The organism is Vicinamibacterales bacterium, from assembly GCA_041659285.1.
In the GTDB taxonomy this organism is placed as follows: Bacteria; Acidobacteriota; Vicinamibacteria; order Vicinamibacterales; family UBA2999; genus 12-FULL-67-14b.
Map to the genome: position 1 here is coordinate 130,097 of JBAZYO010000011.1, position 24,439 is coordinate 154,535.

Consider the following 24,439-nt stretch of genomic DNA (forward strand, 5'->3'; position numbering starts at 1 on the left):
GCCATTCCGGCCACTCCTCCGCATCGCCCGATGCGGAGCTACTCACCACTGTCGCCACATCGGCCACATTCAAAGGAGTAACTGTATGCACGCTATTGGTGTATCGGCTGTCAACGCGCTCACCGCTCACAAAGAGTGGGCCGCTCGGCCGCCCGACGAACGATTCGATTCGGTTCGTGCCCTCTACGAAGCCGCGCACAATCGCCGGCTCAGGACTGAGGAGCATCGTGTTGAGACCCGTGAGTTGGCGTTACAGGCTGGACCTGACGAACGTCTCGCTCTGAGGAGCGGATGCGCCGAGCCGGCGGCCTTGACGCACTGGAGCTTCGAGCAGCTCGCCACCATCGCCGGCGCGCCGCCGAAGTATCTCCGCACCCTACCCGCGACGATCGCCGCAGCGGCCATCAATCATGGGTTACAGCGACAACCGCGGCTGCAGCACCAGCTGTTTGCCGATCGTGTCGCACCTTGGACCGTGAGGGCGATGACATCGCCTCGATACGCACGCGTCCACCACGACGAGCTCGCCAGACGGATGCTCGACCTGACGTCCACGCATCCTGCCTGGCACCTGCCGCTCGGCTACAAGGGCGGTGTCTTCGGCGCGGAGCGCGTGCCGACCGGCGCATACCTGGGGGATCGAGACATGTTCCTGTTTCTGGTGGATGGCAATCGCGACATCGACGATCCAACGGACGCCTCTCACTCGGGGCTGTTCCGTGGGTTGATCCTTCGCAACAGCGATGTCGGCGCCGCAGCCCTCACCCTTGATGTGTTCCTATTCCGTGCGGTCTGCGGAAACCACATCATCTGGGGCTTCCAACATGTCGCGAGCTTTCGGCGTCGCCATATCGGCGCGTCGATACAGGATGCCTGGTCCGACTCCCTTCAGGGTGTTCGGGCGGCGTTGGATGCAGACACCGATGCCGATACGGCGGTGATCGTGAAGGCGGCGACCTCAGAGATCGCCGCTACCCGTGAGCAGGTTATTCAGAGCGTGACCCAGCGGCTCGATTTGCCGCAGAAGCACGCTGCTGAAGCGTATGACATCGCCGAGGCGACCGAGACCAACCCCCGCTCAGTGTGGGGCTACGTCCAGGGTCTCACCAGGCTCAGTCAGCGCACACCGTGGCAGGACGGTCGCTTTGTCCTGGACCGTGCTGCTGGCAGTTTGCTGGCTACGGTTCAATAACCGTGGCACTTCACCGTGCGGGCCAAGTGCCCGCACGGACCTTTTCGCGGTTGACGGGCCATCGCACTTCAGATTGTGTGGCTCGCCTCCTCGCCGTCAAGGCTCTTCGCTTCGCTTCGACCTGACCTCGTCAGGCTTCGGCCTTGACGGACGACTCGTCGAGCCATTGGAGCAATTATGCGATGTCCCGGCGCACCTGCCCGGCATCGGACTCCGATCACCTTCGCAGGTTATCGCCATGTCCGATACATCTTCGGTTCCCAGTATCCAAGTCACGATTGGTCGGCAGACGCGGCTGTATCACGCATTTGTAACAACAGCGCCGGCAAGCCTTGACGCACCCTCAACGCTGACCCTCTACGAGGGACCACTGATCAACGTGGTCGCATTTGCGCTGGATTCGACTCCCCTGCATGCCAGCAAGGCCAGAACGCCGGCGCGGCTAATCCTCATCGACACAGCCGAGCTGTCGTGGCAGAAGGCAAGCTGCAGGGCCCAGGCGCATCGACTGACGCCGGCCGATCCGGTGCTGGTCGGATTCAACACGCTGCAGGAATGGCTCTGGCGACGCCTCCAGCGCCCACAGAAGGCGGGTTCAACTCGCATCGCGACGTCCTAAGGGGAACCGCCCATGGACACCGCATCAGTTGGAATCGACGAGCCTTTTGCGGAGCGCCACTATACGGTCGCCGAGCTGGCAACCATGTGGAATCTATCCAGCGAGTTCGTTCGGCAGATTGTTCAGCATGAGCCTGGCGTGACCGAATGGGTTAGACAGCAGCCAGGCCGCCGACGGTATCGAGTGCTGCGGGTCCCGCAGTCGGTCGCCGAGCGGGTATACCGCCGCGCGTTGGGCAAGGCGCGGGCAGAAGCCGGCGCTGGCGTCGGGACTAGCCGGGCGCGGTGACTGACTCTCGAAAGGTCGCGATGTCGATCGCGGGTAGTCGCTACCGAACGAGTAGCGGCTACACACTCTCGGCGGGTAGCCAATACCCGACGCCGGTGACGCCGCCGTATCGGTCGATCGAGAATCGTTCGGCATTCTGCGAGTCGCGCTTGGCCGTTGCATTGCAAAACGTGGTCTTACGAAGGTTCCGACGACTCCCCAGTCGATGGACCCACGGCGGGTGAAATGAATGATGCGCGTCGATTGATACTGCTAGGTAGAAATGGGGAGCTTCTCGAAACCACAATCCAGGCGGCACTGACTCGGTTAGCGGCACGAGCCGTGCGCCAGTTTCCCGCGCTGAAGGACGACGTGGCTCTCGTCGAAGTATTGGAGGAGGCCGGCCGCCGGATCGCAGCCAGGCAGGAGCGCGCGGGGCCACTTGCGAATCTTTATGGCTACGCGTGGGTAACGGTGCGAAGCGTCGCAACTTCATTCATGCGCCGCGGCTCCGTTCGCCTTGTTCAGAAGACGGTCGAACCAGAGCTTGGCGAGGCCCTGCTAACTGCGGCACCAGCTCGCCATTCCACACCTCAACAGATAGAGCATCGCATCCTGCTGCGCGAGGTTCTCAGCAAGCTCTCAACAGAGGAGCGCCTCATCTGCGTCTGGAAGCATGCGGGATTCTCCAGCCAAGAGATCTCCATGCGGTTAGGACGAACCGTCGCAGGCGTTGACACCGTGTTCTGTAGAGCAAAGGATCGACTCAGGAAATTGTTGGGCGGCGGACCATCCTCAGTCGACCAACCAACGGCCTAACCCATACCGCGGTAAAGCTCGGAATGAACGCGGGCAGCCTGCTCTGAGCAAGTTCAAGCGGATTGGAACTCGGGTTTGGAACCGGGGAACGGCCCTTTGGCGTCTAGCTTCGGTGGCGGCGCCTCGGTCATACCAGGTGCGCGCGTACCGTGAGTCGATAGCCTCCGCCCTCGGCCTTGAACGGATCGGCGCAAGTGCCTCCAGCATTCTTCACGGCGTCTCGAATCGCCTGGCAGGCCTTGCGCTTTGCGGTACGCGCAACCTGGCCAGGGTCATCGCGGAATTCGTTAATCTGTTTCGCGATCTCGTCTTGCGACACCACGCTGTACTGGTTCGCTGCGAGCAGTACGACAAACCGAAACTGGTGGGTGTCCTTCTTTAGCTCGACGACCTCAATTCCCTGGAACCAGACCACTCCTCTGGCTCTATCGACGACCAGAATCGCGGACTCTGGCGCGGTGACAACGGCAGGCAGCTTGTCGGTCAAATTCAGCTTTGTTGCGAGCGCGCGGACGAGGGTATTCTTGGCCGGGACAGGTTGATCGAGAATCAGGCACGGCAGACCAGCCAACTCGTCGCTTCCCGTCGGCATCAACACGGTGGAGAGTGTTCCTGCGGGGGTTCGCTCCTTCACGACGGCGGCCGCGTTCGACGGAGGCTGACGAAGGGCGTATGTGAGGCGGACATCGTATCCGCCGAGGTCCAAGACGCCGAGGTCGAGCAGACCGTCGATCGATGGCTTGGTCACGTTCCCGGAAAGTCCCAACGCGCCGCGCAAATAAGCCTGGAAGGCCTCTGTGTCTAGCTCGAAACCGTCAAGGTCGGTGGCGCTGAGAGTGCGGGACGGAATTTCAGCCATGGCGCTCACGCCCAGGAAGTCGCCGCGCGACACGGGCTCCGCCTGCAGAACTCGGCCCGCTCCCGGATGTCCGGAGGCAGCGATGGCATCCAATTGAATAGTCTTTAGCGCGCCGGCAGTCACCAGAGCGTCCGTCGCCTTTCCGAAGACCCCGCGCCAAGCGGCGGACGGCTGTCGCCACGGGAAGAACGACCACAGATTTTCGTCATTCGCGGCGAAGCGCGCATTCCTAATTCCAACGGCTTCGAGGACCTCATTGGCGAGGACCTCGTGCTGCGGCTGGCTCACCTTGATCCTGCTGGGTGTGCGAATCTCGACGATGAGCGGGCGGGCGCTCCTGCCAGCAACGTGCATTTTGAGCTTGGCCTGAAGCAGCTCCCCCTCGGCCAAATTGAGGTTTAGTCCCGTAATCGCGTCAAAACAATCGGAGGCGTGGATGGTGAGGCGTTGTCCATCGCCGCGCTCCCAGATGCAGTCCGTCATCCAAACCTTGCCGACGCCGTACACCTGATGGCGATTAAGGGCGGCGCGGCCATCGTCCAGAAGGACCTGAAGGCTGCAAACAGGTGCGCCATCAAAGAAGTTGTCGTCGCCGAACAGGACACGGCCGGCGAGCCGCCGGTAAACCTCAACCATCGACGCCGCGCGCACAGTGATGCGAAGGCGGCCAAGGCTTTCTTCGTAGCGTAGGAGATCCGAATGCACGGGTCGGTATTTGATGGGAGCGCGTCCCGGCAAGCCGTGGATAACGGCCAACGGCGTCTTGGTGGAATGACTCCTCATGATTTGGAACCGAACGGTGCCGTCGTCGTCGTCGCGGGAGGCTCGTACCTGAACGTGCTCGCCGAAGTCCTGGACCTTGCAGTAATCCAAGAGCTCACGCTCCAGGTCTTGACGTTTCGCCGGCACATCGGTCGCGCGTCGGGGTTCGCGTGCAGCAAAGTCGTTGTAAGCGCGCAGTTCGCCTTCTTGCACTTGAATCTGCGCCTTCGCAAATACGTCGGCGAAAGCTCCGCCCTCCCGTTGCTTTAGAAACAGGTGGAGGGCGTACTCTGGTGCGCCTAGGTCGTGCGGGAGGGCATCGAGGGGCATGTGGCGATCGCTCATCACCGTGGCGATGCTCTCCCGGCCTTCGCGCGTTCCCAGGTTTTGCAAGGTCTCTAGTGCAAGAAGCAATTCCTCGTTCAGATCCCCATCGAGGGCTTGGTGGACGTCGTCATAAGTGAGTTGCCCGGTACCCTTCGATCTAAGCGAATCCGGCCAGCCGACCGCATCAAATAGGGTCCGCCACAGAGGCAAGGACACCTGTTCGATGACGCTGGCGTCAGTATTCGCGCGCTTGATCTGCATATCAGCCTGACCGTAGCTCTACTGTTCAGAATTGGCAAGAACAGAGCAAATGGAACAAACCCTCTCCCCTGCTAGCCCGTTTCGGCGGACTGTGCCCGCCTCGAAATCCACGCCTAGCCGCAGCGGCGGGTCGCATGCGCCGGCAAACTGCGTCACCGTTCGCAGGAACTCGACAACGGCCATACCGGCGACCTGGGTATTGAATGCGATGACGCTCGGCTGCGGAACGTCAGCGCCTGCGATGTAGCCCTCAGCCGCTTCGCGCTCGCGCTCCTCGGGTGGAAGAGACTCGATGCGAATTCGGTTGGGATCGATGTGTCCCCAACACGCAAGGCATGGCCGGCCGGGACCGGAGACCACGACGCGGCCGCCGCTGCTTACGATGTTTCCCTCGCTGCTGACCCGAAAGGCGCTGCCCATGTCGAACAGCAGAATGGCCTTCTGATAAGACAGCCGGTTGAGCAAAGCGCGCGGTGCGTGTCTGTCGACGCACGAGAAGATCGCATCGCAGGCTTCGAGCGCGCTTCCGGGAACATCTACCCCGAAACGCCCCCGGATGGCGTTGACCTTGGTACCGAACCCGACCGTTTCAGCGTAGCGTGCGAGAACGTCGACCTTCCAGCTGACGCCGATGTCCGGTGTCCTAGCACCGAGAATCCTGCTGACGTTTGAAGCTTCGACCATGTCGCCGTCGATCACGGTGATTTCGCCCACGCCGAGATGAACGAGCTGCGCGAACGTCACGGAGCCCGTCCCACCGGCGCCACAGACACCGACGTGCAACCGGCGTAGAATCTGCTGCCCGTGCTCGCCGAGGGCGAGCCGCTGGCGGGCGAACCATTCACGCGAATCGGCCGGCCGCTCGCCGGGCATAACCCTGAGCACCTTGCCAACGATCTGTATGTCGATGCCACTACTCGCGCCGGGTTGCCGCCAGGCGCGGGCGACTGGCATTCGAGTATCGCCTGCCACCACGAGGGATCCGTGTGGGCCTTCAGTCTGGGCGAATAGGGAGGGCATCAAGACGCCGTCACCGATGTCGTCGGCCTGCGAGAACCATGGCTCTTGCGTGCCCGGGTGGGTGTGGATTGTAAAGATCGAGAGGCCACGCTCGCGTGCCGGTCGGACAAGCCGATTGAACGCGATCGGGTCAATGCGGATGCGGTCCACCTGCCTGATGGCGTAGCCCTCGTCCGGGACCAAGGCGAGTTCCCGCGCAATCAGAACATCGGCGGCAACCCTTTCGGCCAGGATGATGCCGGCCGTCTCGACGTCTTCGCGGGCACATAGGGCCTCCGCGAAGGGACTCCATTGCGATTCCAGGACTCTCAATCTCATGGCGCTCACCTAATCCATCCGCAGAAAACGGCCGCTGATGCAGCGCATGAAGTCCCTGAGATTACTCACGCCCGGCTTCCACGCCCCGGCAGCCAAATGCCACGAGAACCGCTGCCATTCCTTGCCAAGCAACGACTCCATGCAAGTTGCCCGCGGCAAGCTGCCGTTGGCCGTCTTGACGGAGGGAGAAACCCAGAACATGTCCGGCTGAGCATCCGGAAACCCGGGTGGAATCTTGATGAGCAAGTCCACGGCCCCCGGCTGAAACCCCTCGGGCAGGGCGTAGCCGGAGATGACAAGGAACGACCATCCACCCCCCTGGGAGTGGATGGTCGCGCGGGAAAGTTCGACGCCTGCCGTCTGCAGCTGCTGCGTGTCGAACCCGTAGTCAGCCGGCGGCTGGCTGTGCAGATGGTCGCCGTTCTTCAGCGTGACCTTGGCGTCGTTCGCAATGACCTTGTCATCGCCATGCGCCTGGAGGAACAGCACGTCCTCGAGCTTGATGTTCGCGAGCCGCTTGAGGCTCGCCCCGGTCTGGACCGGATCGTCGAGTTCGTACTTCGTCTTGTTGATGAACACGTGAATTGCGCGGTGGTTTTCCATGTCGCTCGTCTCCCTGTTTGATGTCCAGTCGGCGGTCACCCGCCACATTCACAAGAGTAGGGATTTGGGCGCGCGCAATCTGTAGCCGCGTTGTGCCCTCTCTGGACTCAGGAAGAGCACAACTAGACCACAAGGCCATCAGGACGGCGGCCGGTTCGCCGGGGCAGAAGGGACGACTGTTAACTTGACAGGGGAGCTTACGGGTTCACCGGTGGTTCGCACCGGTGACCTGCCGGGGCGACAGGAATGCGGGTCTCGTCCGGCATAACACCGACGATTTATTGGGCAATTGCCGATACCTTTGGCAGGCAGCGGCGGACGGTTCATGCTGCGGCGGTCCTGCCGGCCACATGCGAAGCCCAGGAGCGCGAGAACGCGGCTTCGGGTCCAGGCGGTCCGTAAAGCGCGTCACTACCCCGTGCGTATGAACGGCAGCGGAGTTGTTCGATTACATCGAAGTGTTCTATAACCAGCAGCGGCGGCATCCGCCCGCCCGCTGACTGCAGTAGCCCCGCCGCATTCGAACGAAGGATGACTCAAGAAGAGCAGTGAAACCTTACACCGAATCGGATCAATTCGCAGATCGCGATCGCGATTAGTTCGCTCCGCATTCCTATGGCTGACCACGCCCTTGCTTCTTAACAGCCGAGGTTTGCTCAACGCATGAATGACACAATTCCGCGACATCTTCGTGCGCCTTTCCGGAGCTTTCGCTGGCTTCAACAACCGCCCCCGCAGACCGACCGAGAATTTGCTTGACGGCGCTTTCCAGTTCCGAGCGCGATACTTCATACATGCCCCTACGGGCCCCTTCAAAACGACAGTTCCACGCCGCAAGGGCCTGGCCATTCTCAACGGCAGTGCGAAGTTGGATTCGAGTTGATTTTGCAAGCCCGGCCGCCCCCTTGCGAGCCAGTGAATTCAAAACCCCTGCAGTGAACCAATCACCAGCTCCTGACGTATCCTTAACGTCAGGCACTGAAAATGGCTCCACGCTTACCCAGCTCTTTGTTGCCGCCGCGGGCAGCCAACTACGGTAACGAAGACCTTCGGCCCCAATAGTCTCGATCTCTAGCAGGACATTGCCGTACTTTGCATGTCCCAACCCCAACTCTGCCATCTCGCTGAGTCGTTCATGCGAGTATTTGACAACGTGCGACACGGCCCACGCCTCTTTGAACAGCGCCGGATCACCTACGCTTGCCGGCTCAAAACAGACAACGGCACCTCGCTTCCGCGAGATCGCAGCCATCAGGAGTGTCGCACGAGATACTCGATCAAAAAAGAAGACCTCCCCCTTTGGAACGCTGAGTGCAGCCGCTTCAATCTGTGCCGCCAGAACCGGCTTGTATCCAGGCAGGTACGCTCCGCACGATGGGCAACGCCAAGAGAAGGAGTGACGAGGCACACCATTTGAAGAGCGCTTGATCCTTTGAACAATGACCGGTGTGCTTCCATCTGGTGTCTGGCTCACAAACTTCGTCGACACACCCCATTGATGAAGGTCTTCCAGCAGACGTTTGCTGGCTTTGTCATTGCGCAGTCGGCTTACGGGAATGGAACTCCATCCGAGATAGCTTAGAATCGTCAACACATTGCCGCAGGTGCCGCCAGCATAAGAACGTGGCGGAGTATCATCGTCGGCGGTGAAAACAATGTCGAGGGCAACCAATCCCATGCCAACAGCGACGGGCGCTTGTGTTGGCGTGCTCCTCTTGACGACCTTAGTTCCCATCACATTCTCCCGCTAGCCACAACCCAAAGAGCTGAGCCTCTGGCGTGACTTCTGTCAAGGCGTACCCTTGGCTTTCTATGTGGGCAATTCCGACTCCATGCCCGCGTTCTTTTAACTCGTAAGCGACCAGTAGTGCTCCAAGAGACATCAATTTGCTCGATAACGGGGATATCGCCACGCGGCACCCGCCAAGCAATCCGAATACCTCTTCGTATCGTTGCAAGGCCCGTCGAAGTTGTCGATACACTTCGAACGGATTCTGCTCTGACGCATAGATGAACGCTCGGCCGTCGAGCCGATGCTGATCGAAGAGCCGTTCATGATACTCAATGACTATGTCATCGGCCCGCCTAGGGTCGCGCGATGGCGAAGGCAGCACAGGGCAGATTTCATCGGGTTTGACGCGATCATGAATGCGATCGAATTGTGTTTGGCGCCTTTCGCCGAGCATGGGAAGCCAGACTTTCGGGGTCTGAACGGCCTCTTCGTCAAAGCCGCCGCTGAAGGAAGCCATAAACTCGGCCTTCTCGTCAATCCCCTCTTCCTGAATGCTGGCATCGAGTGCTGGGTCCTCAGCCACCAGGACGTGCAAATTCAACGGTGTCTTTCGCGCCTCGGTTGGATGATCGATCAGATACAGTATTCGAGCAATTAAGGGGAAGTAGACACTGCGCGGCATGGACGAGATGTCAACAATCACGTCCGTGTAGGGCTGAAATGGCACGTCTGAATCAAACAGATCGCGTGCGCTTTGAGAGCTAATCCGCCTTCCCTCGCTAGACCAGAACTCAACGGGGCGAATAGAGACGGCTCCTCGCGAGCCGACAGATTCAACTACGGACGTCCAATTTTGTTCCACCAAAGGCCCGTGATTTAGGGATGGTGAACGCGGCCCCTCCCGGAAGTCGAGACCAAGCACATCGCGTTGCCCCACTCCGCCGGCCGCCAATAGTACCTCGAGCCCCATACACATTCGGGGATCAAAGCCGCGCCCTATTATCACCAATACATCGCGAGACGATGCGAGATGCTGCTCCCAGAACTCACGAACGCGACCTGCGCGAAGCAGCAGATACTGCTCCCATCGGGCCGGTAAACTGGCAATCACGAGGGCAGCTCCTCCTGTTTTGGCGCGACAAATGGCTCGTCGACCCAACGGCACAGCTCATCTAGAGGGCGCTCTTTGTACAGCCCATAGCCCAGTGGGAGGTTGAAATGGACGCACAGCAAGCGATTGAGGTTGAGGACCATCCAGGTGTCGCCTTTACAGTTGTAGTCCAAGTCAGCGACTAGATAGTTGTGAGCTAAGGCGGAAGCTAGCAGATCGGCGAAACGCTGTCGCTCGGGGCGTCGCAGAAGACCGTCTTTGTTCATCAAGGCCTGGCGTTCACTCATGCGGATCGCCGTACCGCCTACGCCGGGATCATTTGGTGCCGAAGATCGATAGGTGTACCACTCAGCGTACCTGCCGACCGACTCCAAAAATGTCCTTACTTCACGACCATGTCGAACCTTGTTGGGGATGTCAGCCCAAAACGAGAGCGCCACCCTCTTCATTAACGCATGCTGCCTACGTGCTGAAATGACAGTCGACCCGGTCCTGATTAATTCTGCGGCGATGACCTCTTCAAACACCCCTCCGGACAATCCGAGGAACTGCTCGATGTTCAACGATGCGAGTCGTGCGATGCGGTCTGCTCCGAAGTAGTAAGGAAGATCAAACTCTCGAGCGAGAAACAGCTCCGCAGCGTTCTTGACCGACGAGTCTGCTTCTTTTGTCAGCTCCTCAGACGGTATTGAGACCTCGTCGTCGAATAGACCCTTCTGGGGTTTGCGAAGGCGCCGTTCAATCAGTATCTCAAGCGCTCTCCAGGCAATTGCGCGGTCCCTCGGTGTTCCGCCCATCTCATCTCGAGCCGCGATCCAATCTCGGAATTGTCCGACCTGCTGTCCTCGTCCATTGACTCGATCCCTGACAACCCGTATTGCTCGCTCGAAGAGCTCTGCGTACTCAGAGGTGTCGATTGAGTCTTCAAGACAGGAACGAAAAGCATCAAGCTCCGTCTCGATCGAAGCGCGAACACGCCGGTCTGCGACTCGCATCACGTGCTTCTCGAAACGCTCATGGCGCCCCCGCCAGTACCACTCCAGCTCAATCGGAGCGTGGCGGTCTCGCCCTTTCGTCGAGCCTGACGCAAGCAATTCCTGCGTGCTCAGTGCCTCAAACCGCTCGGCAATCCAAATCCCGGTCTTACTCCGCGCCTCGACAACACGCTGAACGAGAAGCGCTCGCTGGCCCGACGTAAGCATGTGTATATCGTCCATCATGATTACGATACGGTCAGCGACCGGCAGTTCATTCAGAGTGAGATTCTGCGTTTGTAGAATGGACAGCGAAAACAGTGAGTCGACTCCAGGTAGCGAGCCGACACGGAGTGGACCAAAGCTATCAAGGGCCCCGCAGATTGTCTTTTCCACCCCACGCGCCCAGTCGTATAGAACTACGCCTGAGCACGGATAGCTCAACTCCGGTGGCCCGTGCTGTGAGTCTTCGGGTGGTTGCAGTATGGTCAGGCGGCCCAAATCACCCGGGTACTCAAGATCCTTGAGCACGAGTGCACTGCGAAGGACAGCGAGAATAATCCTCGCATTCAACAGGCTTAAGAAGAGTCGAATGCGTACCGCCGGATCGAGTCGCAAGTCTTCCAGGCCGGCGTAGTTACGGCCGCAGAGCAGACTGACACCGAGGAGCTTGGGCCCACCTTCGTCGATTACGCCGAGGGCTTGAAGTCTATTGAAGAGGTCCTGATCCTCAAACCGTCTGGTATAGAGCCGACGGAGGACGCTGGGCGTAAACAGACGTAGAAGAGACGTCTTACCACCGCCGGCTGCACTCCGAATAAGTTGCACGGTCTCAGGTAGACCACTCTCGGCAATTACATCTAGTATGCCTGGCTCAAAGAGCGACAGGAACGTAGTGTCCGTGTCGATATTCTCGGCTCGGCGGAGCTTGAACGGGTTTCGGGTGTCTCTCATGACATTTCGCGGTGTCGTTGAATCCGAGGGAACAGACCGCGAAACTTGAGAGTCTCGTAGGCGAACAAGAGCGAAATCGAATTATTAGGGGTGTTGTGATGCAAGACGAGGGGGAGCCCACAATCGGCGTATCCGAAACGCACATCGGAGGTGCCACCCTTCGAAAGGTGGGAATCCATCAGCGCGGGATCGTAGTAGTTCGGATGTTCAATTAATGAATTGATCGGTGCCCCTTGGCCTAGAGCCAGCTTCATCTCATTTGGAAGAGGTTGCACAACCTCGATTCGGAATTGAATACCCCTCGCACCCCAAGTCGCCTGCGAGGCCTTCTGGAGATGATTGATCGCCTGCTCCGTTGCCATGTAAAGCACGGTGATGACCTCGACATCATTCGGATCGATAAGTCTCGCTGCAGGCTTTTCTCCGCACACGTCGTCGAAAAAGCTGAAGATCTTTCCGCCGGTGGGCGCGTCGGCCGGCAGCGAGAAATAGCTCGTCCCGCTTGCTGAGAAGTCGTCGAGAAGTACTAACGTCCGAAAGCGGCGCTCGTGAGCCTCCGGAGGACGGCCCAAGATATCTTCGAGATGTTCACTCAGCTTAGAGAGAAGCTTATCCACGCGTGGCTGCGAGAGTTCGTGGGTTTGCCAGATCTGCTCGTGATTTAAGGCAGGGTTTGCCCGCCTGAAAGAGTCGATGCGAGCGCCATCACTGAGGCCGAGGAAGAGACACTGGCGTTGGCGTATCCGAAACTCGTCGGTGGAAGCAGTTGAGCTCGGCCTGAATCGCCGATCGCTCCCTCCGGCCGCGTCGAGAAGAATCGGCCGAATGTGATCGGGGTATGCCATCTCAACAAGGTGGCGGAGTTCGGCAGATGAGCAGAAGACTAGTTTCGTCTTTACGAATTCGTAGGCATCGCGACGTTCATGGGCTGATTGGAACTGGTCAAGCCACAAAGCCAAGCTTTCTATGAAGCGGCTCCCTGCAGAAAATTGCTGATACTCGTCGTACTTGTAGGCCGCTAAGGCCTGAACTATCGGGCGCTCAACAGCGACCTGTTCAGACGTCCAGCCGAGGACTTTCGCCAGTAGCCGCTCAGCGAGTAAGTCCTTCAAGGCTTACCTCGTCGTACGTTTTTCGCAAAGAAACGGGCACGGCCTTTCGAGGCCGAGAGAGCCCCAAGGTAAGAGACGCATGCCTCCGGCCCTCGGTGTCCGATTGGCGCTAGATTCCAACCGCTCTCGACTTTGGGCGAACACTCGTCCACGCTTAGCGCGTGAGGTAGCGCCAGCAGTTGATAGTCATTCCCGGGGTAGCGTCCGCGGTCTCCGATGCAAAGCACTGCCGCATCTGCACCGATTCCGTCTCGGATATGGTTCACAACATTCCGTTTGTCCACGCCCAGCGCGATTACGTCCATTGAGTGGCCGGAGCGTAGTAGCGAGGCTCCCGACGAGGAGGTGGTCACCACTTGCTCTACGAGAGCCCACGCTTGCTCGGCATCTTGAGGCCGCAAAGGCTCAAGCGTGATCTGTTTCGCGCGAAACTCGACCCGAGTCAGCCGCGCCAGCATCCGATTCGAGCGAATGCTGCTGGCGATCTCTCGGAGCGACTCACCCGGAGAATTTAAGCCGTTAGGTTGCGAGTCATCGTCAAGGCCGAAAACATCGGCACCGTTGTAGTAGCCGACGGTTACAAGCTTCCAGAGTTCTCGAGGCAATGCTTCCTGGAGTCGCAGTCGCACCGATTTACCCCGCCCCGTTGCTATCCCGATTTTTAGATCGGCCTCCAGTAAGCGAATCAGCTGCGAGGCGACGGGCCTGGACAAGCGTTCAAACCGCCCCTTGGCGCTACAAAGGGTGCCATCGTAGTCAAGGACAACAGCACGAAATACAGCCGCCTCGAGATCTTCAATAAAGTGCCGATACGCAGCTCTCCATGCCACTTGTTGATTGCTAGGCAGAGCAAGTGGGTCTGTCTCGGTTTTGCGCCTTATCGCGGCTTCTTCACCCCAAATGGAACGGCGAGTCGGGAATGCATTGAGGCGATAGATACGGCGACCAAAAACAGGAACCCCTGGTCGCCCAGGATCGATGCCCACGGTACTGCCGACAGCCCCAGCCAGATACATGACTCGACTCAGCGCGGCGAGTGCAGCAAGTGCGCCCCTATACGGGATGTCCTGGCGGACGACAGACACGTCCCGGGGCAGGAGCGCCAACGTCTTGTCGGCCAGCTCTCGGTCCCCATCGGAGCAAAAAGCAATAACGGAGGATTCGCTGCCGCGCTTGGCAAGCCAATGGTGACGGCCGTGCGCGAAGTGACGAAAGTCCGCCGTCCAGACGTTCCCAAGCGCAGCCTCGGTCATCTTCGACTCGACATCAACAGCCGCCGCTCGAGTATCGGGACCGTGCAATACAATCATCGTCCGCTGACCGGTGGCGGGCATCAAGCTCGCGCGAACTTGTGCGGGTGTCTCCCCTACCAACGCGCGCCAAGTGCGCGGAACCGGAAACTTCAGGCCAGCAGCCTCTGCATACGCTCTCAATAGGAGGACGGCCGATCCGATCAGAGAATTTGTCGCAAGAAAGCCATCGCGGGCGGTCGGCGGGACCATCTCGACAAAGTCCACGAACGGGAAGGCCGCTGCTCGAGTTGCGAGCGGGGACCCAGCGCTTAGACACAGTACGACCAAGCGACGTGGCTCGCGGCTCGCGATCCTATGAAAGCTGCCGATCACGTCTGGGTTCCGTCCAGCAGCACTGGTCATGAGCACCGCATGGCGCGATGGATTGACTGGCCGCTCGACAGCATTCAAGGGCGTGTCCGCAAACGCAGGAACCGCGCAGATGTCGCGATGCAGTTGTGCAGCAAATTCGGCCACGGTTAGAGAGCCACCGGAACCGACCGCGATAAGTGGCAGCCCCAGGCATCCCCCGATCGCTTTCGCGAGTGGGCGGATCTCCGCCTTCATCGCCCACTGATACGTGGCCGGAAGCTCTTCCAGTTCTTCTGCGAAAGGTCTACCCAATGGCCTCCGCCTGACGCTAATGCCAGCGCAGTTCTGTGATTACGGTTCGTCCCAAAAGGCCGGTAAGCGCAAGTCTGAGCATAGCGGGATTTCATGACAGGCGAGGTCACTTCTCGGATTCGGGCGCTAGCGGCGTGCGACACGCAGCAGGCCCAGAAGATCTTAGGCTAGTGTCCACTCTGGCATAAAACTGGATGACACCTTGCCCAATGCACACTCTAAATATCTGATTTAGAAGTATTTATTTGTGGCGGAGAGGGTGGGATTCGAACCCACGTGCCCTTTCGGACAACACGCTTTCGAGGCGCGCCCGTTACGACCACTTCGGTACCTCTCCGCTAGGGTGGGACCGCGACTGTCGCCGGAATCACCGATTATACAGGACTGCCCCCGGCAGGTCATCCCCTTCTGCTGGTCCGGCTGAAGCCGGACACCACATCGGCTAAAGCGCCCGGACCGGCTAACCACCTTCGCCGAGGCTACGGTGAGTCTCGCCGAAGCGCTTCGCGCGAAGGCGGAAGCCGGACGCGGCATTCGCGCTACTCGCAGAGCGGCCTGAACTCGAAGCCGCGCCCGCGAAGCTCCGGCACCAGCCGGCGGACCGCTTCGGCCGCGTGACGGCGATCCACCCGCGGGTCCTTGTGATGGCCATCGTGAATCACCACGATGTCCCCGTCCGACGCCTTCCGCGCCAGCCGCGCCGCAACGCGGTCGCCCTGCCGGCGGCGCCACCAGTCGAAGTCCCACATCCCCCAGCTCCACCCGGTCAGGCGGTAGCCGGCGCGATCGAGGCCCGCGTACATCTGGCCGCCGCGCCAGCCGGCATGCGGCCGGAACAGCCGGCACGGCTCGCGCCCGGTGATCGCGGCAATCCGGGCGGCAGCGTTCCCCAGCAGCCGCGCCAGATCATCCGGCGGCTCGAGCATCAGCCGCCGCGTGCCGCTGTGCAGGCCAATCGCATGTCCCTCATCGGCAATCCGCCGGACCAGCGCCTCGGTCGCAGGAGTGATGTGATCGTCGATCAGGAAGAACGTCGCCCTGGCATTGGTGTCGCGCAGCGCGTCCAGCAGCGGCGGCGTCCACTCCGCATTCGGCCCATCGTCAAAGGTCAGGTACAGGGACGGACCCTCACCCGGCCGGCTGTCCACGTGCCACAACGAGCGGGACGGACTGAAGGCTTCGAGGACAAACGGAAACGGGGCCATGTGAGCCAGCGCCAGCACCGCCGCGGCGATCGCAATGAATGCGAACATGGTTTCAGGTCACCTTGACCGCGGCCGGATCCTTGACCGCAAACGATTCCGGCTGGGGCCCGGCACCATGCCGCGTGGAGTAGACGCGGGTGAACTCGGCGCCGAACAGGAGAATCTGGCACGAGTAGTAGACCCATAGCAGCAGGATCATCATCGAACCCGCGGCGCCGAAACTCGACGCCATGCTGCCCTGCCCGAGATACAGGCCGATGACCTGCTGGCCGATCGTGAACAACACGGCCGTCACCAGCGCGCCGGTGGTGACATCGCGCCAGCGCAGCTTCACGTCCGGCAGGAAGCGAAACAGGAGGGCGAACAGCCCGGTGGTCACCACCAGCGACACCAGCATGCTGATGGTGCTCCACACCACCGGCAGGTCGGGCGAGAGACTGGAGAGCCACGCGTTGAGCGCGGCCAACGCCGCCGTCACCGCGAGCGACACCAGCAGCAGGAAGCCGATCGCCACGACCAGGCCGAACGAGCGCACCCGGTCCATCAGGAACGCCTTGAAGTGGACGCCCGGATTCGGCTTCACCCGCCAGATCGTGTTCAGCGCCACCTGCAACTCGAGGAACGCGCCGGTGGCGGCGACCACGAAGGCGATGCCGCCAAGCACGGTCGCGACGATGCCCGCGCGCCGCTGGCTGGCGCCTTCGAGCAGACTCTGCACGGCCAGCGCGCCCTCGCGTCCGACCAGCTGGTCGAGCTGGCCGACAATCTCGCCGCGGACCGCCTCCGCGCCGAACGCCATGCCCGCAACGGCGGTGGCCACGAGCAGGATCGGCGCGATCGCAAACAACGTGTAATAGGCCAAAGATGCGCCGAGGCGCGGCGCGTCATCGTCCCACCACGCCCTGCCGGCGGACCCGAACATTCGCAGAAACGCCGTTACGCTGCTCGACATGCTTCCCACGCTGCCGCCAAACCACTGTAACCCTGACTGTCCAATTCTGAACGCCGGCGCCTGGGCCATGCACACTACACTCGCTGTGGTGGCGCACCGTGGATGAAACGCAGAACAGCCTGAAGCCGTGGTTGACGTTCGCCGTCGGCGTGCTCGTCATTGTCGTCCTCTACTGGGCGCAGACGGTGCTCGTGCCGATCGCGCTGGCCATCCTGATCTCATTCGTCCTGGCGCCTCCAGTCACCTGGCTCGAGCGTTGGCTGGGCCGCGTCCCGGCCGTGCTCACGGTGGTGACACTGGTGTTCGTCCTTCTTGGTCTCGCCGGCTGGGGCCTCGCGCAACAGATGGAGAACCTGGCCCAGGAGCTGCCCGGCTACCGCGTCAACATCCTGGCGAAGATCGCCGACGTGCGCGGCGCCGGTAAGGGCGGCACGGTTGAAAAGCTGCAGGAGACGATCGAGGACATCAAGACCGACCTCGGGAAATCCGACGCGCCCCGGGGCAGGGCCCTGCAGCAAGTCGAGGTCGCCGCCGAGCGGCTGATGTTCCCTGGCTTCGCCTGGCTCGGTCCGGTCGTCGGCCCGTTGGGAACCGCCGGACTCGTGGTGGTGCTCGTGATCTTCATGCTGCTCGAACGCCGCGATCTGCGCGACCGGCTGATCGGCCTGTTCGGCCAGGGCCGCCTGACAGTCACGACCAAGGCGTTTGATGAGGCCGGAAGCCGCGTCAGCCGGCAACTGCTGATGCAGTCGCTGGCCAGCCTGGTCTACGGTGTCATTGCCGGGCTCGGCCTCTACTTCCTCGGCGTGCCCTACCCGCTGGTGTGGGGCGTGCTGGGTGCGGCACTCCGCTACATCCCGTACGTCGGTCCTGTGCTCGGCGCCGGGGCGCCGACCCTGGTCAGCCTGGCCGCCCTCCCGGGCTGGACCGGTCCGCTCTCCGTGTTGGGCATGTTCATCGTGCTCGAACTGTTCACGAACCTGGTGGTCGAAACCGTGCTGTATGCGGGGGCCGCCGGCGTCTCGCAGGTGGCGCTGCTCATCTCGGTGGCCTTCTGGACGTGGCTGTGGGGGCCGCTCGGCCTGCTGATGGCGACACCGCTGACCGTGATCGTTGTCGTCCTCGGCAAGCATGTGCCTGGCCTTGAATCCGTCGGGACCCTGATGGCCGACACGCCGGCGCTGGCCCCGGAGTTCAGCTACTACCAGCGCCTGCTGGCCCGCGATCCGGGTGAGGCCGCCGACCTCATCGATCGGCACATCAAGGCCGAGCCATGGGGCTCCGTCTACGACGCCTTGCTGCTGCCCGCGCTCAACTACGCCGAGCGCGACCGCCTGGAGCGCCGGCTGTCGGAGGAGGAAGAAACGGCGGTCATCGAGGCGACGCGAGAACTGCTGGCGGACGCGGCCGAGTCGATGCGGCGCCTGCGGCCGGAGCCATCCGCACCGATCGAAGCAACAGCACTGCGCGGGCCCCGCGAGCCGCTGCGCGTGCTGGGCTATGCGGCCAACGGCGTGGCCGACGAACTGGCGCTGGTGATGCTCGGCCACGTGCTGGCCGATTTACCGATCGTCATCGAGATGACCAAGACGCGCGTGCTGGCCTCGGAACTGGTGTCGCTGGCTCGAGAACAAGGGGTCTCCGTCGTCTGCATCGCCGATCTGCCACCCAGCCCTTCGTCCAAGACACGCTACCTGGTCAAGCGGCTCCACGCGGCCCTGCCCGACGTGCGCATCCTGGTGGGACGCTGGAGCCCGCCGCTGCTGGCCGACGAGAGCTCGCAGTTGCTGCGCGAGGCCGGCGCGACGCTGGTGTCGTCGACGCTGGCGGAGACCCGCGACTACCTCGGCGGACTCGTCGAGATTCCGCGGATCCCGCCTCCTGCCTAGTGGGACGCCGGCGGCTGCCGCCGCAGGATCACTCCCGAATCAACGGTGCGGCCGGTCCTGGACACGGCGTTGAAGTGCATCTGATCCTCGAAGACCTCCCCGACCAGGAAGGACTGGTCCGTGTCGAATCCCCTGGCCGTCAGCGGCGACCGCGCGTCGATGTCGCCCGAAGCGAGCCTCCCGCCCGAGCCGAGGACGAAATGCGCGATGCCCATCTGGGGCTTGATCCGCTCATAGAAATGATCGTGACCAGCGAACACCACGCTGACGCTGTACTGGACAAACAGCGGCTCGAGGGCCTTGCGCAGCTGCACATCGGAGCCGTGCCGTCCGCCGGAGGAGTACAGCGGATGATGAACGACCATGACCTTCCAGTCGTCACCTGCCTCCTTCAGCTCTTTCTCGATCCACGCAATCTGGGTGGGGTCCGGATACGTGGTCTCGAGCACGAAGAACCGGACGTGCTGCTTCGGCGCCTTGAACGAGTAGTACTTCTTGCCTTCCATGTTGAATTGCTTGTAGAAGCGCTGGTTGCGGTCGTCATGATTGCCGAGCGCCGCGAAGAACAACACGTGGGCGTCGAGCAGCAGTCTGTACGGCTTCTCGAACTTCTCCAGATAGTCTTGTGGCCGTTCCGGCCCAATCAGGTTGTCGCCGGCCATCAACACCAGCTCGAACGGAAACGTCTCGTGAGTCTTCGCCATTTGTGAGGCGAGCTCGTACTGCGCCTGCAAGCCGGTGCCGGAATCGCCGAACACCGCGAACTTGAGGGACCCCTCCCGATTTGGCAGCGGCATGGGCGGCTCCGCCTTGGTCAGTGGCGACACGACCGTCGCCGGGCCGGACGGCCCCGCGACACCCGTCGTGCACGCCGCCAGCAGAAGAACAACAGACAACGATGCAAGGAGTCGGCAGGTCTTCATGGGTCACTTCCGAGGCAACGCATCCGGGACGAAGTCCGGGATGATGTGGGCATGCTGGTCGAACAGGATGAGCTGGGTGCCGATGAAGCGATACTCCATCTCCTCGGGGAGCTCCGGCAGGGCCCTGAGCACGTCCGGCGGCATGCTCGTGAGCGGCACCCCATCCGGATAACGCTGGTTGGCCGTCAAGGGTATGAACTTGACGTTGTCATCCATGATCGAACTGCGGAGCTGCCAGCCTTCCGGTCCTGAAAACACGCGGGCCATGAGACGCTGGACGAACGCGGTCATCTCCGGCGTGAAGATGTCGCCACGCTTGGCGCCCGCTCTGGCGGCGAGAATTTGCGCGGCCATGGAGCGCTGCGTCTGGTCGATTTGCTTCGGCGTCGCTTCCTCCGGCAGCTTCGGCGCGGCTCGCTCGGCCACCAGGTGGATGGCGACATACGCGTTCACGCGCGTCATGAAGTCCGCGATTGCCTGGGCGTCGGCATTCGATGGTTGCTGTGCTTGACGCCCCGCGGCCACCGGCAGGACCGCCAGCCCGCCCATGACCAGCGTCATCGCGATCACACTCACTGGACGCCGCCACGTGTGCGACATATGAACCCCCTTGGCCGCGGAACTCATGCGTGAGCCTTTGACCGGGAGTTCTCAATGCAGAACTCGCGCCGTTGAGCCCTCTACGGACGAGCTCGAGGTGGACAATTACGATGAAGGGTTCAGGCGGACCCGTCCGGAGGCACGCTGTCCCGCTCAGCCGCTTCGCGCTCTTCCTGTTCCCACCGCCGCCTGATCGCCGCGCCGTGCCGGCGGCGGCGCCACACCGCCAGGGCCGCCACGCCGATCATCAGCAGCCAGAACGCATCGCCCGACGTGAAGAGCGGCACCCACACCGTCCACACGCGCTGGCGATCCCAGAACCCATCCTCAATCGCCCCAAGCGGCCGCCCGGCGATGCTCACCACGGCGTCGTTGAACGGCACGTCGTCGCCGACCAGGCGGAGGATGCCCGCGGGCGCGGCGCCGCCGTGCTCGCGAATGATGTCGCGGACCACGGCGGCAGACAGCGAGTAGGCGCGCGACTGCGCGGTCTGGCCGCCGTTGAACAGGCCGTCGATCTCGCGCACGGTGAGTCGCGGGCCCGCGAGCAACTCCCACGCGAGTCGCGATCGATCCTCGAGTCCCCACGGGCGCTCGACCGCGACCGCCAGCCCTTCGTGGAACCAGCGCGGCACCGGCCGCCCGCCGGCGGCGCGGCCGATCAGGACGTGCGCAACTTCGTGGCGCAGCACATCCTCGAGCGTGTCGTGCGGATACACCGGCGACCGCGACGGAAACAAGACGATGAGCCCGGCGTTGCTGAGGGCGTAGCCGGCCGTCCACGCGGTGGCCTCGCGCGCCGCCTCGCTGTCTTCGCCGGCGAGCACCACCTGGATGGGCGGGCCCGCGTCATCAAGGCCGACCGTGCGAACGATGCCGGCCAGCGGGAGCCGATCGAACGACTCCAGCCGGCTGCGGGCGGCGGCGAGGTCCGGCGGCGCCAGGATCACCAACGCCGGCGGCGCCTGCGCGGCGGCGTTCGCCGCGGCGGAGGCGATCAGAAGCAGGGCAACACGCAGGCGCGCGATCAAGCGGGTGTCTGACCCCGTCGCGCCTTGAAGAATTCCTGGATCATCTCGCGGCACTCAACCTCGAGCACGCCGCCGACCGCCTCGAGCCGGTGATTGAGGCCCGCCAGTTGGTGGGCGCTGATCATCGATACGATGGCACCGGACTTGGGCTCGGTGGCCCCGTAGACCACGGTGCCGACGCGCGCGTGGACCATGGCGCCCACGCACATCAGGCACGGCTCGACCGTCACGTAAAGGGTGGCGCCCGTCAGGCGATAGTTGCCGACGCGGGCCGCCGCCGCGCGCAGCGCGACGACCTCGGCATGGGCCGTGGGGTCGGTGGAGGTAATGGGTTGGTTGTAGCCGGCGCCGGCCACCGCGCCGTCAAGAACGACGACGGCGCCGATCGGGACTTCGTTGAGGTCTCGCGCGACCGCAGCCTGGTCGAGCGCGAGGCGCATGAAGCCAGCATGGTCCATGCGCTCAATTAAACAAGAGATCAGGAGATCAGGAGAAAACTATTCGAAAACCATTCTCCTAATCTCCCTGCCTCTTGCGACAGCGGAAGAACTACCGCACCGTCGGGAAGCCGTGCGCGGCGGTCTCGCCGGCGAACTGGAACTCCACGAACTTCTTGTAGCCATCACCCGTGCTGTGGAGCAACACGGTGTTGTCCGTGCTCGCCTCGCGCTCGAGGTGCGTGCAGTGGAACGCCACCACCGGGTTCTTCAGGTCGTTGTAGGCGTAGATGTGCGTGCAGGGTTCGCCGCGCGCCATGCGGTCGTTGTCGTGCTCGATCACATACCGCCCCTGCAGGATCTGGTCTCCCACCTTGGTCGCCTGCATGAACCATACGACGGTCGCCTGCCGGGCCGGCGTGGCCGCCACTGGCGCCGCTGCCGGTTGCTGCATGGCAAAGAAGATGTCCACGGCATTGGCCTCGGTCTTGGCCAACTGGTTCGCGCAACACGGCATGTCGCAACCGGCGTGGTCTGCCGCCTTCTCGCAACACGCTGCCTTCTCTCCGCAACAACCGGCGTCGGCGGCCAGAACGACCGGCGATGCCATCAACAACCCGGCGAGTCCGATGAATGCGAGCAATCTTGAGTGCATAAGCCCTCCGCTTTGGGGGACTCATAAGCGAGACGCGTGCCGCGACCGGACGCAAGAAAACAGGCCGATTTCCGCGGATCCGCCCGCGAGCGTGGGGGAAGAATCCCGGGGCCCGCGGGAAAAACCCGCAGGGCGATGGACTCTTGACGGGCGCGGCCGGCCCCTTCACCATTGCGATCCCAATACCCTATGCACATCGCCGCGGCTGCCACGGCGTCGTTCGTCCCCCCCCCACCGCGGGCCTGCCGCGTGGCGGTGTGGCTGACCCTTGCACTCGCCCTGGCCGCGCCGGCTCGCCTCTCGGCCCAGACGTTTGAGGCGCCCCCCCAACAGGATCAGGATCAGGATCAGGATCAGGACCAGGACCCGGCGCCCGCCGCGCTCAGCAGCCTCGTCGTACGCGCCTTCGGTTCCGTGCATTGGGGCCGCACCGACGAGCCGGCCAAGGCGAATGCGTTCTCGCTCGGCCAGCTCGATTTCTTCGTGACCTCCACGCTCAGCGATCGCTTCAGCGTGCTCACCGAGATCGTGCTGGAGGGCAGTATCAACACGCAGGTCATCACCGACCTCGAACGGCTCCAGCTCACCTATCGCCACAACGATTACCTGATCGTGTCGGCCGGCCGGTATCACACCGGCATCGGCTTCTATAACACCGCCTTCCATCACGGCTCGTTCTTCGAGACCCCGATCGGCCGGCCGCGGGTCTTCGCCTTTGAGGACGAGGGCGGCGTGCTCCCGGTCCACGAAGTCGGCGTCACCGTTCGCGGCCTCGTGCCCAAGTCGAAATCCTCACTGAATTACCTGGTCGAGGTCGGGAACGGCCGCCGGTGGGACGAGGACTATGGGGCCGACCCCGCGGCGCAGCACGACCCCAACCCCGAGAAGTCCACCAACGTCGCGCTGTCGTACCGGCCGGACCGCTGGCGCGGGCTGGAGGCCGGCGCCTCCTTTTACCGGGACACCATTACCGACGCCTCCCTCCAGGAGGTCGCGCACCGCATCTTCGCGACCTACGCCACCTACCGGACGGCTTCGGTCGAGGTGCTCGCGGAATGGCTGGTGTTGCACCACCGCGCCGGCGGCACCGGGCATCGCAACGACGGCGGCTACGTGCAGGCCTCGAAGGCGTGGGGGAATTGGCGGCCTTATTACCGGTACGATCGCCTCGACGTGGACGCGGCGACGCCGGTGATTGGCGCCACCGAATCGTCTGCCGCGCACGTCGTCGGGCTGCGCGTCGATCCGTCGGAATGGGTGGGCCTGAAAGCGCAGTACGAACGCGCCAGGCGCGGCGCCCGGCACGACGTCAATGGCCTCGGCGTCCAACTGGTGTTCGTCTTCTAGCGGACCATTGTGGTGATCAAACCCCTCCTCGCCGCCCTCGTCTTGCTGGCGGTGATCCCACAGGCGGGACCGCCGCCGGCCCAGCGGCCGGAGCCTCCCACCGGCGCCATCGCGCTGGTCGTGCACCTGTCCAATCCCGTGAACAACCTGTCGATCTCCGACCTGCGGCGCATTTTCATGATGGAAACCCAGAACTGGCCACACGGCCGCAAGATCACGGTGGTGCTCGGCGAAAAGGGTCAGCCGGGGCGGGCTGAAGTCATCCGGCGGATCTGCGGCATTTCCGAGGCGGAGTACGATCGGCACATCCTGCTCCAGACATTTCGTGGAGCCATCGGCCTGGGACCGCGGACCATCCGCGACACCGCGGCGATGCTGCGGTTCATCTTCAACGCGCCCGGCTCGATCGGCTACGCCCCGTCCGACCAGGTGAACAACAACTCGACCAAGGTCCTCCGGATCGAGGGCCTGGCGCCCTCCGATCTCCGGTATCCGTTACGCCTGCGCGGCGCGGGCGCCAGCCGCCCGCCGCCGGTCGAATAATGCGCAACCTG

At 62.4% G+C, this 24,439-nt stretch carries 21 protein-coding genes and 1 tRNA gene; 6 read left to right on the forward strand and 16 right to left on the reverse strand.

Annotation, left to right across the window (positions count from 1 at the left end; translation table 11 throughout):
• Positions 1-85: 85 nt before the first annotated feature.
• The 3 genes from WC815_17545 (at position 86) to WC815_17555 (ending at position 2,897) form a co-directional block, all read left to right on the forward strand.
• Complete coding sequence (locus WC815_17545) at positions 86-1,192, forward strand: DUF932 domain-containing protein (protein MFA5910588.1); 1,107 nt, start codon at positions 86-88, stop codon at positions 1,190-1,192.
• Between the two features lie 238 nt (positions 1,193-1,430).
• Positions 1,431-1,811 (forward strand): hypothetical protein, encoded by a 381-nt coding sequence (locus tag WC815_17550; GenBank protein ID MFA5910589.1) that lies wholly within the window; start codon positions 1,431-1,433, stop codon positions 1,809-1,811.
• Between the two features lie 609 nt (positions 1,812-2,420).
• Positions 2,421-2,897 (forward strand): sigma-70 family RNA polymerase sigma factor, encoded by a 477-nt coding sequence (locus tag WC815_17555; GenBank protein ID MFA5910590.1) that lies wholly within the window; start codon positions 2,421-2,423, stop codon positions 2,895-2,897.
• A 127-nt stretch (positions 2,898-3,024) separates the two neighbouring features.
• Here WC815_17555 and WC815_17560 read toward each other — a convergent pair whose 3' ends face one another.
• The 11 genes from WC815_17560 to WC815_17610 all read right to left on the reverse strand — a co-directional run bounded on the left by WC815_17560 (position 3,025) and on the right by WC815_17610 (position 17,003).
• Complete coding sequence (locus WC815_17560; protein ID MFA5910591.1) at positions 3,025-5,106, reverse strand: hypothetical protein; 2,082 nt, start codon at positions 5,104-5,106, stop codon at positions 3,025-3,027.
• Positions 5,107-5,124: 18 nt separating this feature from the next.
• Positions 5,125-6,444, reverse strand: a complete 1,320-nt coding sequence (locus WC815_17565) for a ThiF family adenylyltransferase (protein MFA5910592.1) — start codon at positions 6,442-6,444, stop codon at positions 5,125-5,127.
• A 9-nt stretch (positions 6,445-6,453) separates the two neighbouring features.
• On the reverse strand, positions 6,454-7,086 hold the full coding sequence (locus WC815_17570; protein ID MFA5910593.1) for a multiubiquitin domain-containing protein: 633 nt from the start codon (positions 7,084-7,086) through the stop codon (positions 6,454-6,456).
• 574 nt (positions 7,087-7,660) lie between these two features.
• Positions 7,661-8,782 carry a carbohydrate kinase family protein gene (locus WC815_17575; protein MFA5910594.1) on the reverse strand — a complete coding sequence of 374 codons (1,122 nt, stop codon included), beginning with the start codon at positions 8,780-8,782 and terminating at the stop codon, positions 7,661-7,663.
• On the reverse strand, positions 8,772-9,506 hold the full coding sequence (locus WC815_17580; GenBank protein ID MFA5910595.1) for a hypothetical protein: 735 nt from the start codon (positions 9,504-9,506) through the stop codon (positions 8,772-8,774). The genes WC815_17575 and WC815_17580 overlap by 11 nt, the downstream gene beginning before the upstream one ends.
• A gap of 380 nt (positions 9,507-9,886) precedes the next feature.
• Entirely contained in the window at positions 9,887-11,818 is a 1,932-nt protein-coding gene (locus WC815_17585; protein ID MFA5910596.1) for a hypothetical protein, read from the reverse strand.
• On the reverse strand, positions 11,815-12,930 hold the full coding sequence (locus tag WC815_17590; protein MFA5910597.1) for a hypothetical protein: 1,116 nt from the start codon (positions 12,928-12,930) through the stop codon (positions 11,815-11,817). Before WC815_17590 ends, WC815_17585 begins: the two co-directional genes overlap by 4 nt.
• The gene (locus WC815_17595; protein MFA5910598.1) at positions 12,927-14,789 is read right to left on the reverse strand and encodes a hypothetical protein; all 1,863 of its coding nucleotides are present in this window, start codon (positions 14,787-14,789) and stop codon (positions 12,927-12,929) included. The genes WC815_17590 and WC815_17595 overlap by 4 nt, the downstream gene beginning before the upstream one ends.
• Before the next feature lie 305 nt (positions 14,790-15,094).
• Positions 15,095-15,183, reverse strand: a tRNA-Ser gene (locus WC815_17600).
• A 202-nt stretch (positions 15,184-15,385) separates the two neighbouring features.
• Positions 15,386-16,099, reverse strand: a complete 714-nt coding sequence (locus WC815_17605; protein MFA5910599.1) for a polysaccharide deacetylase family protein — start codon at positions 16,097-16,099, stop codon at positions 15,386-15,388.
• Between the two features lie 4 nt (positions 16,100-16,103).
• Positions 16,104-17,003, reverse strand: coding sequence for a YihY/virulence factor BrkB family protein (locus tag WC815_17610; GenBank protein ID MFA5910600.1), 900 nt, complete (start codon positions 17,001-17,003; stop codon positions 16,104-16,106).
• A 98-nt stretch (positions 17,004-17,101) separates the two neighbouring features.
• Here WC815_17610 and WC815_17615 point away from each other — a divergent pair, with 98 nt between their 5' ends.
• Entirely contained in the window at positions 17,102-18,892 is a 1,791-nt protein-coding gene (locus WC815_17615; protein ID MFA5910601.1) for an AI-2E family transporter, read from the forward strand.
• Here the strand turns inward: WC815_17615 and WC815_17620 are convergent.
• The 5 genes from WC815_17620 to WC815_17640 all read right to left on the reverse strand — a co-directional run bounded on the left by WC815_17620 (position 18,889) and on the right by WC815_17640 (position 22,526).
• Positions 18,889-19,788: a metallophosphoesterase gene (locus tag WC815_17620; GenBank protein ID MFA5910602.1), complete on the reverse strand. Its 900-nt coding sequence runs from the start codon at positions 19,786-19,788 to the stop codon at positions 18,889-18,891. The two genes, WC815_17615 and WC815_17620, sit on opposite strands and share 4 nt — an antisense overlap.
• Before the next feature lie 30 nt (positions 19,789-19,818).
• Positions 19,819-20,385 (reverse strand): hypothetical protein, encoded by a 567-nt coding sequence (locus tag WC815_17625; protein ID MFA5910603.1) that lies wholly within the window; start codon positions 20,383-20,385, stop codon positions 19,819-19,821.
• 149 nt (positions 20,386-20,534) lie between these two features.
• Positions 20,535-21,446 (reverse strand): hypothetical protein, encoded by a 912-nt coding sequence (locus tag WC815_17630; protein ID MFA5910604.1) that lies wholly within the window; start codon positions 21,444-21,446, stop codon positions 20,535-20,537.
• Positions 21,443-21,904: a tRNA adenosine(34) deaminase TadA gene (tadA, locus tag WC815_17635; protein MFA5910605.1), complete on the reverse strand. Its 462-nt coding sequence runs from the start codon at positions 21,902-21,904 to the stop codon at positions 21,443-21,445. The genes WC815_17630 and tadA overlap by 4 nt, the downstream gene beginning before the upstream one ends.
• A 91-nt stretch (positions 21,905-21,995) precedes the next feature.
• Positions 21,996-22,526, reverse strand: coding sequence for a hypothetical protein (locus tag WC815_17640; GenBank protein ID MFA5910606.1), 531 nt, complete (start codon positions 22,524-22,526; stop codon positions 21,996-21,998).
• A gap of 201 nt (positions 22,527-22,727) precedes the next feature.
• Between WC815_17640 and WC815_17645 the strand changes: the two genes are divergently transcribed.
• A complete protein-coding gene (locus WC815_17645) occupies positions 22,728-23,885 on the forward strand; it encodes a hypothetical protein (GenBank protein MFA5910607.1) in 1,158 nt (385 codons plus the stop codon).
• Between the two features lie 12 nt (positions 23,886-23,897).
• Positions 23,898-24,428: a hypothetical protein gene (locus WC815_17650; GenBank protein MFA5910608.1), complete on the forward strand. Its 531-nt coding sequence runs from the start codon at positions 23,898-23,900 to the stop codon at positions 24,426-24,428.
• Positions 24,429-24,439 lie beyond the last annotated feature (11 nt).

Bases quoted from the DNA above. Each gene is read 5' to 3' on its own strand.
- WC815_17610 (MFA5910600.1), bottom strand. From the start codon at position 17,003: ATGTCGAGCAGCGTAACGGCGTTTCTGCGAATGTTCGGGTCCGCCGGC.
- WC815_17585 (MFA5910596.1), bottom strand. From the start codon at position 11,818: ATGAGAGACACCCGAAACCCGTTCAAGCTCCGCCGAGCCGAGAATATC.
- tadA (MFA5910605.1), bottom strand. From the start codon at position 21,904: ATGGACCATGCTGGCTTCATGCGCCTCGCGCTCGACCAGGCTGCGGTC.
- WC815_17595 (MFA5910598.1), bottom strand. From the start codon at position 14,789: ATGAAGGCGGAGATCCGCCCACTCGCGAAAGCGATCGGGGGATGCCTG.
- WC815_17605 (MFA5910599.1), bottom strand. From the start codon at position 16,099: ATGTTCGCATTCATTGCGATCGCCGCGGCGGTGCTGGCGCTGGCTCAC.
- WC815_17645 (MFA5910607.1), top strand. From the start codon at position 22,728: ATGCACATCGCCGCGGCTGCCACGGCGTCGTTCGTCCCCCCCCCACCG.
- WC815_17575 (MFA5910594.1), bottom strand. From the start codon at position 8,782: ATGGGAACTAAGGTCGTCAAGAGGAGCACGCCAACACAAGCGCCCGTC.
- WC815_17545 (MFA5910588.1), top strand. From the start codon at position 86: ATGCACGCTATTGGTGTATCGGCTGTCAACGCGCTCACCGCTCACAAA.
- WC815_17560 (MFA5910591.1), bottom strand. From the start codon at position 5,106: ATGCAGATCAAGCGCGCGAATACTGACGCCAGCGTCATCGAACAGGTG.
- WC815_17565 (MFA5910592.1), bottom strand. From the start codon at position 6,444: ATGAGATTGAGAGTCCTGGAATCGCAATGGAGTCCCTTCGCGGAGGCC.
- WC815_17550 (MFA5910589.1), top strand. From the start codon at position 1,431: ATGTCCGATACATCTTCGGTTCCCAGTATCCAAGTCACGATTGGTCGG.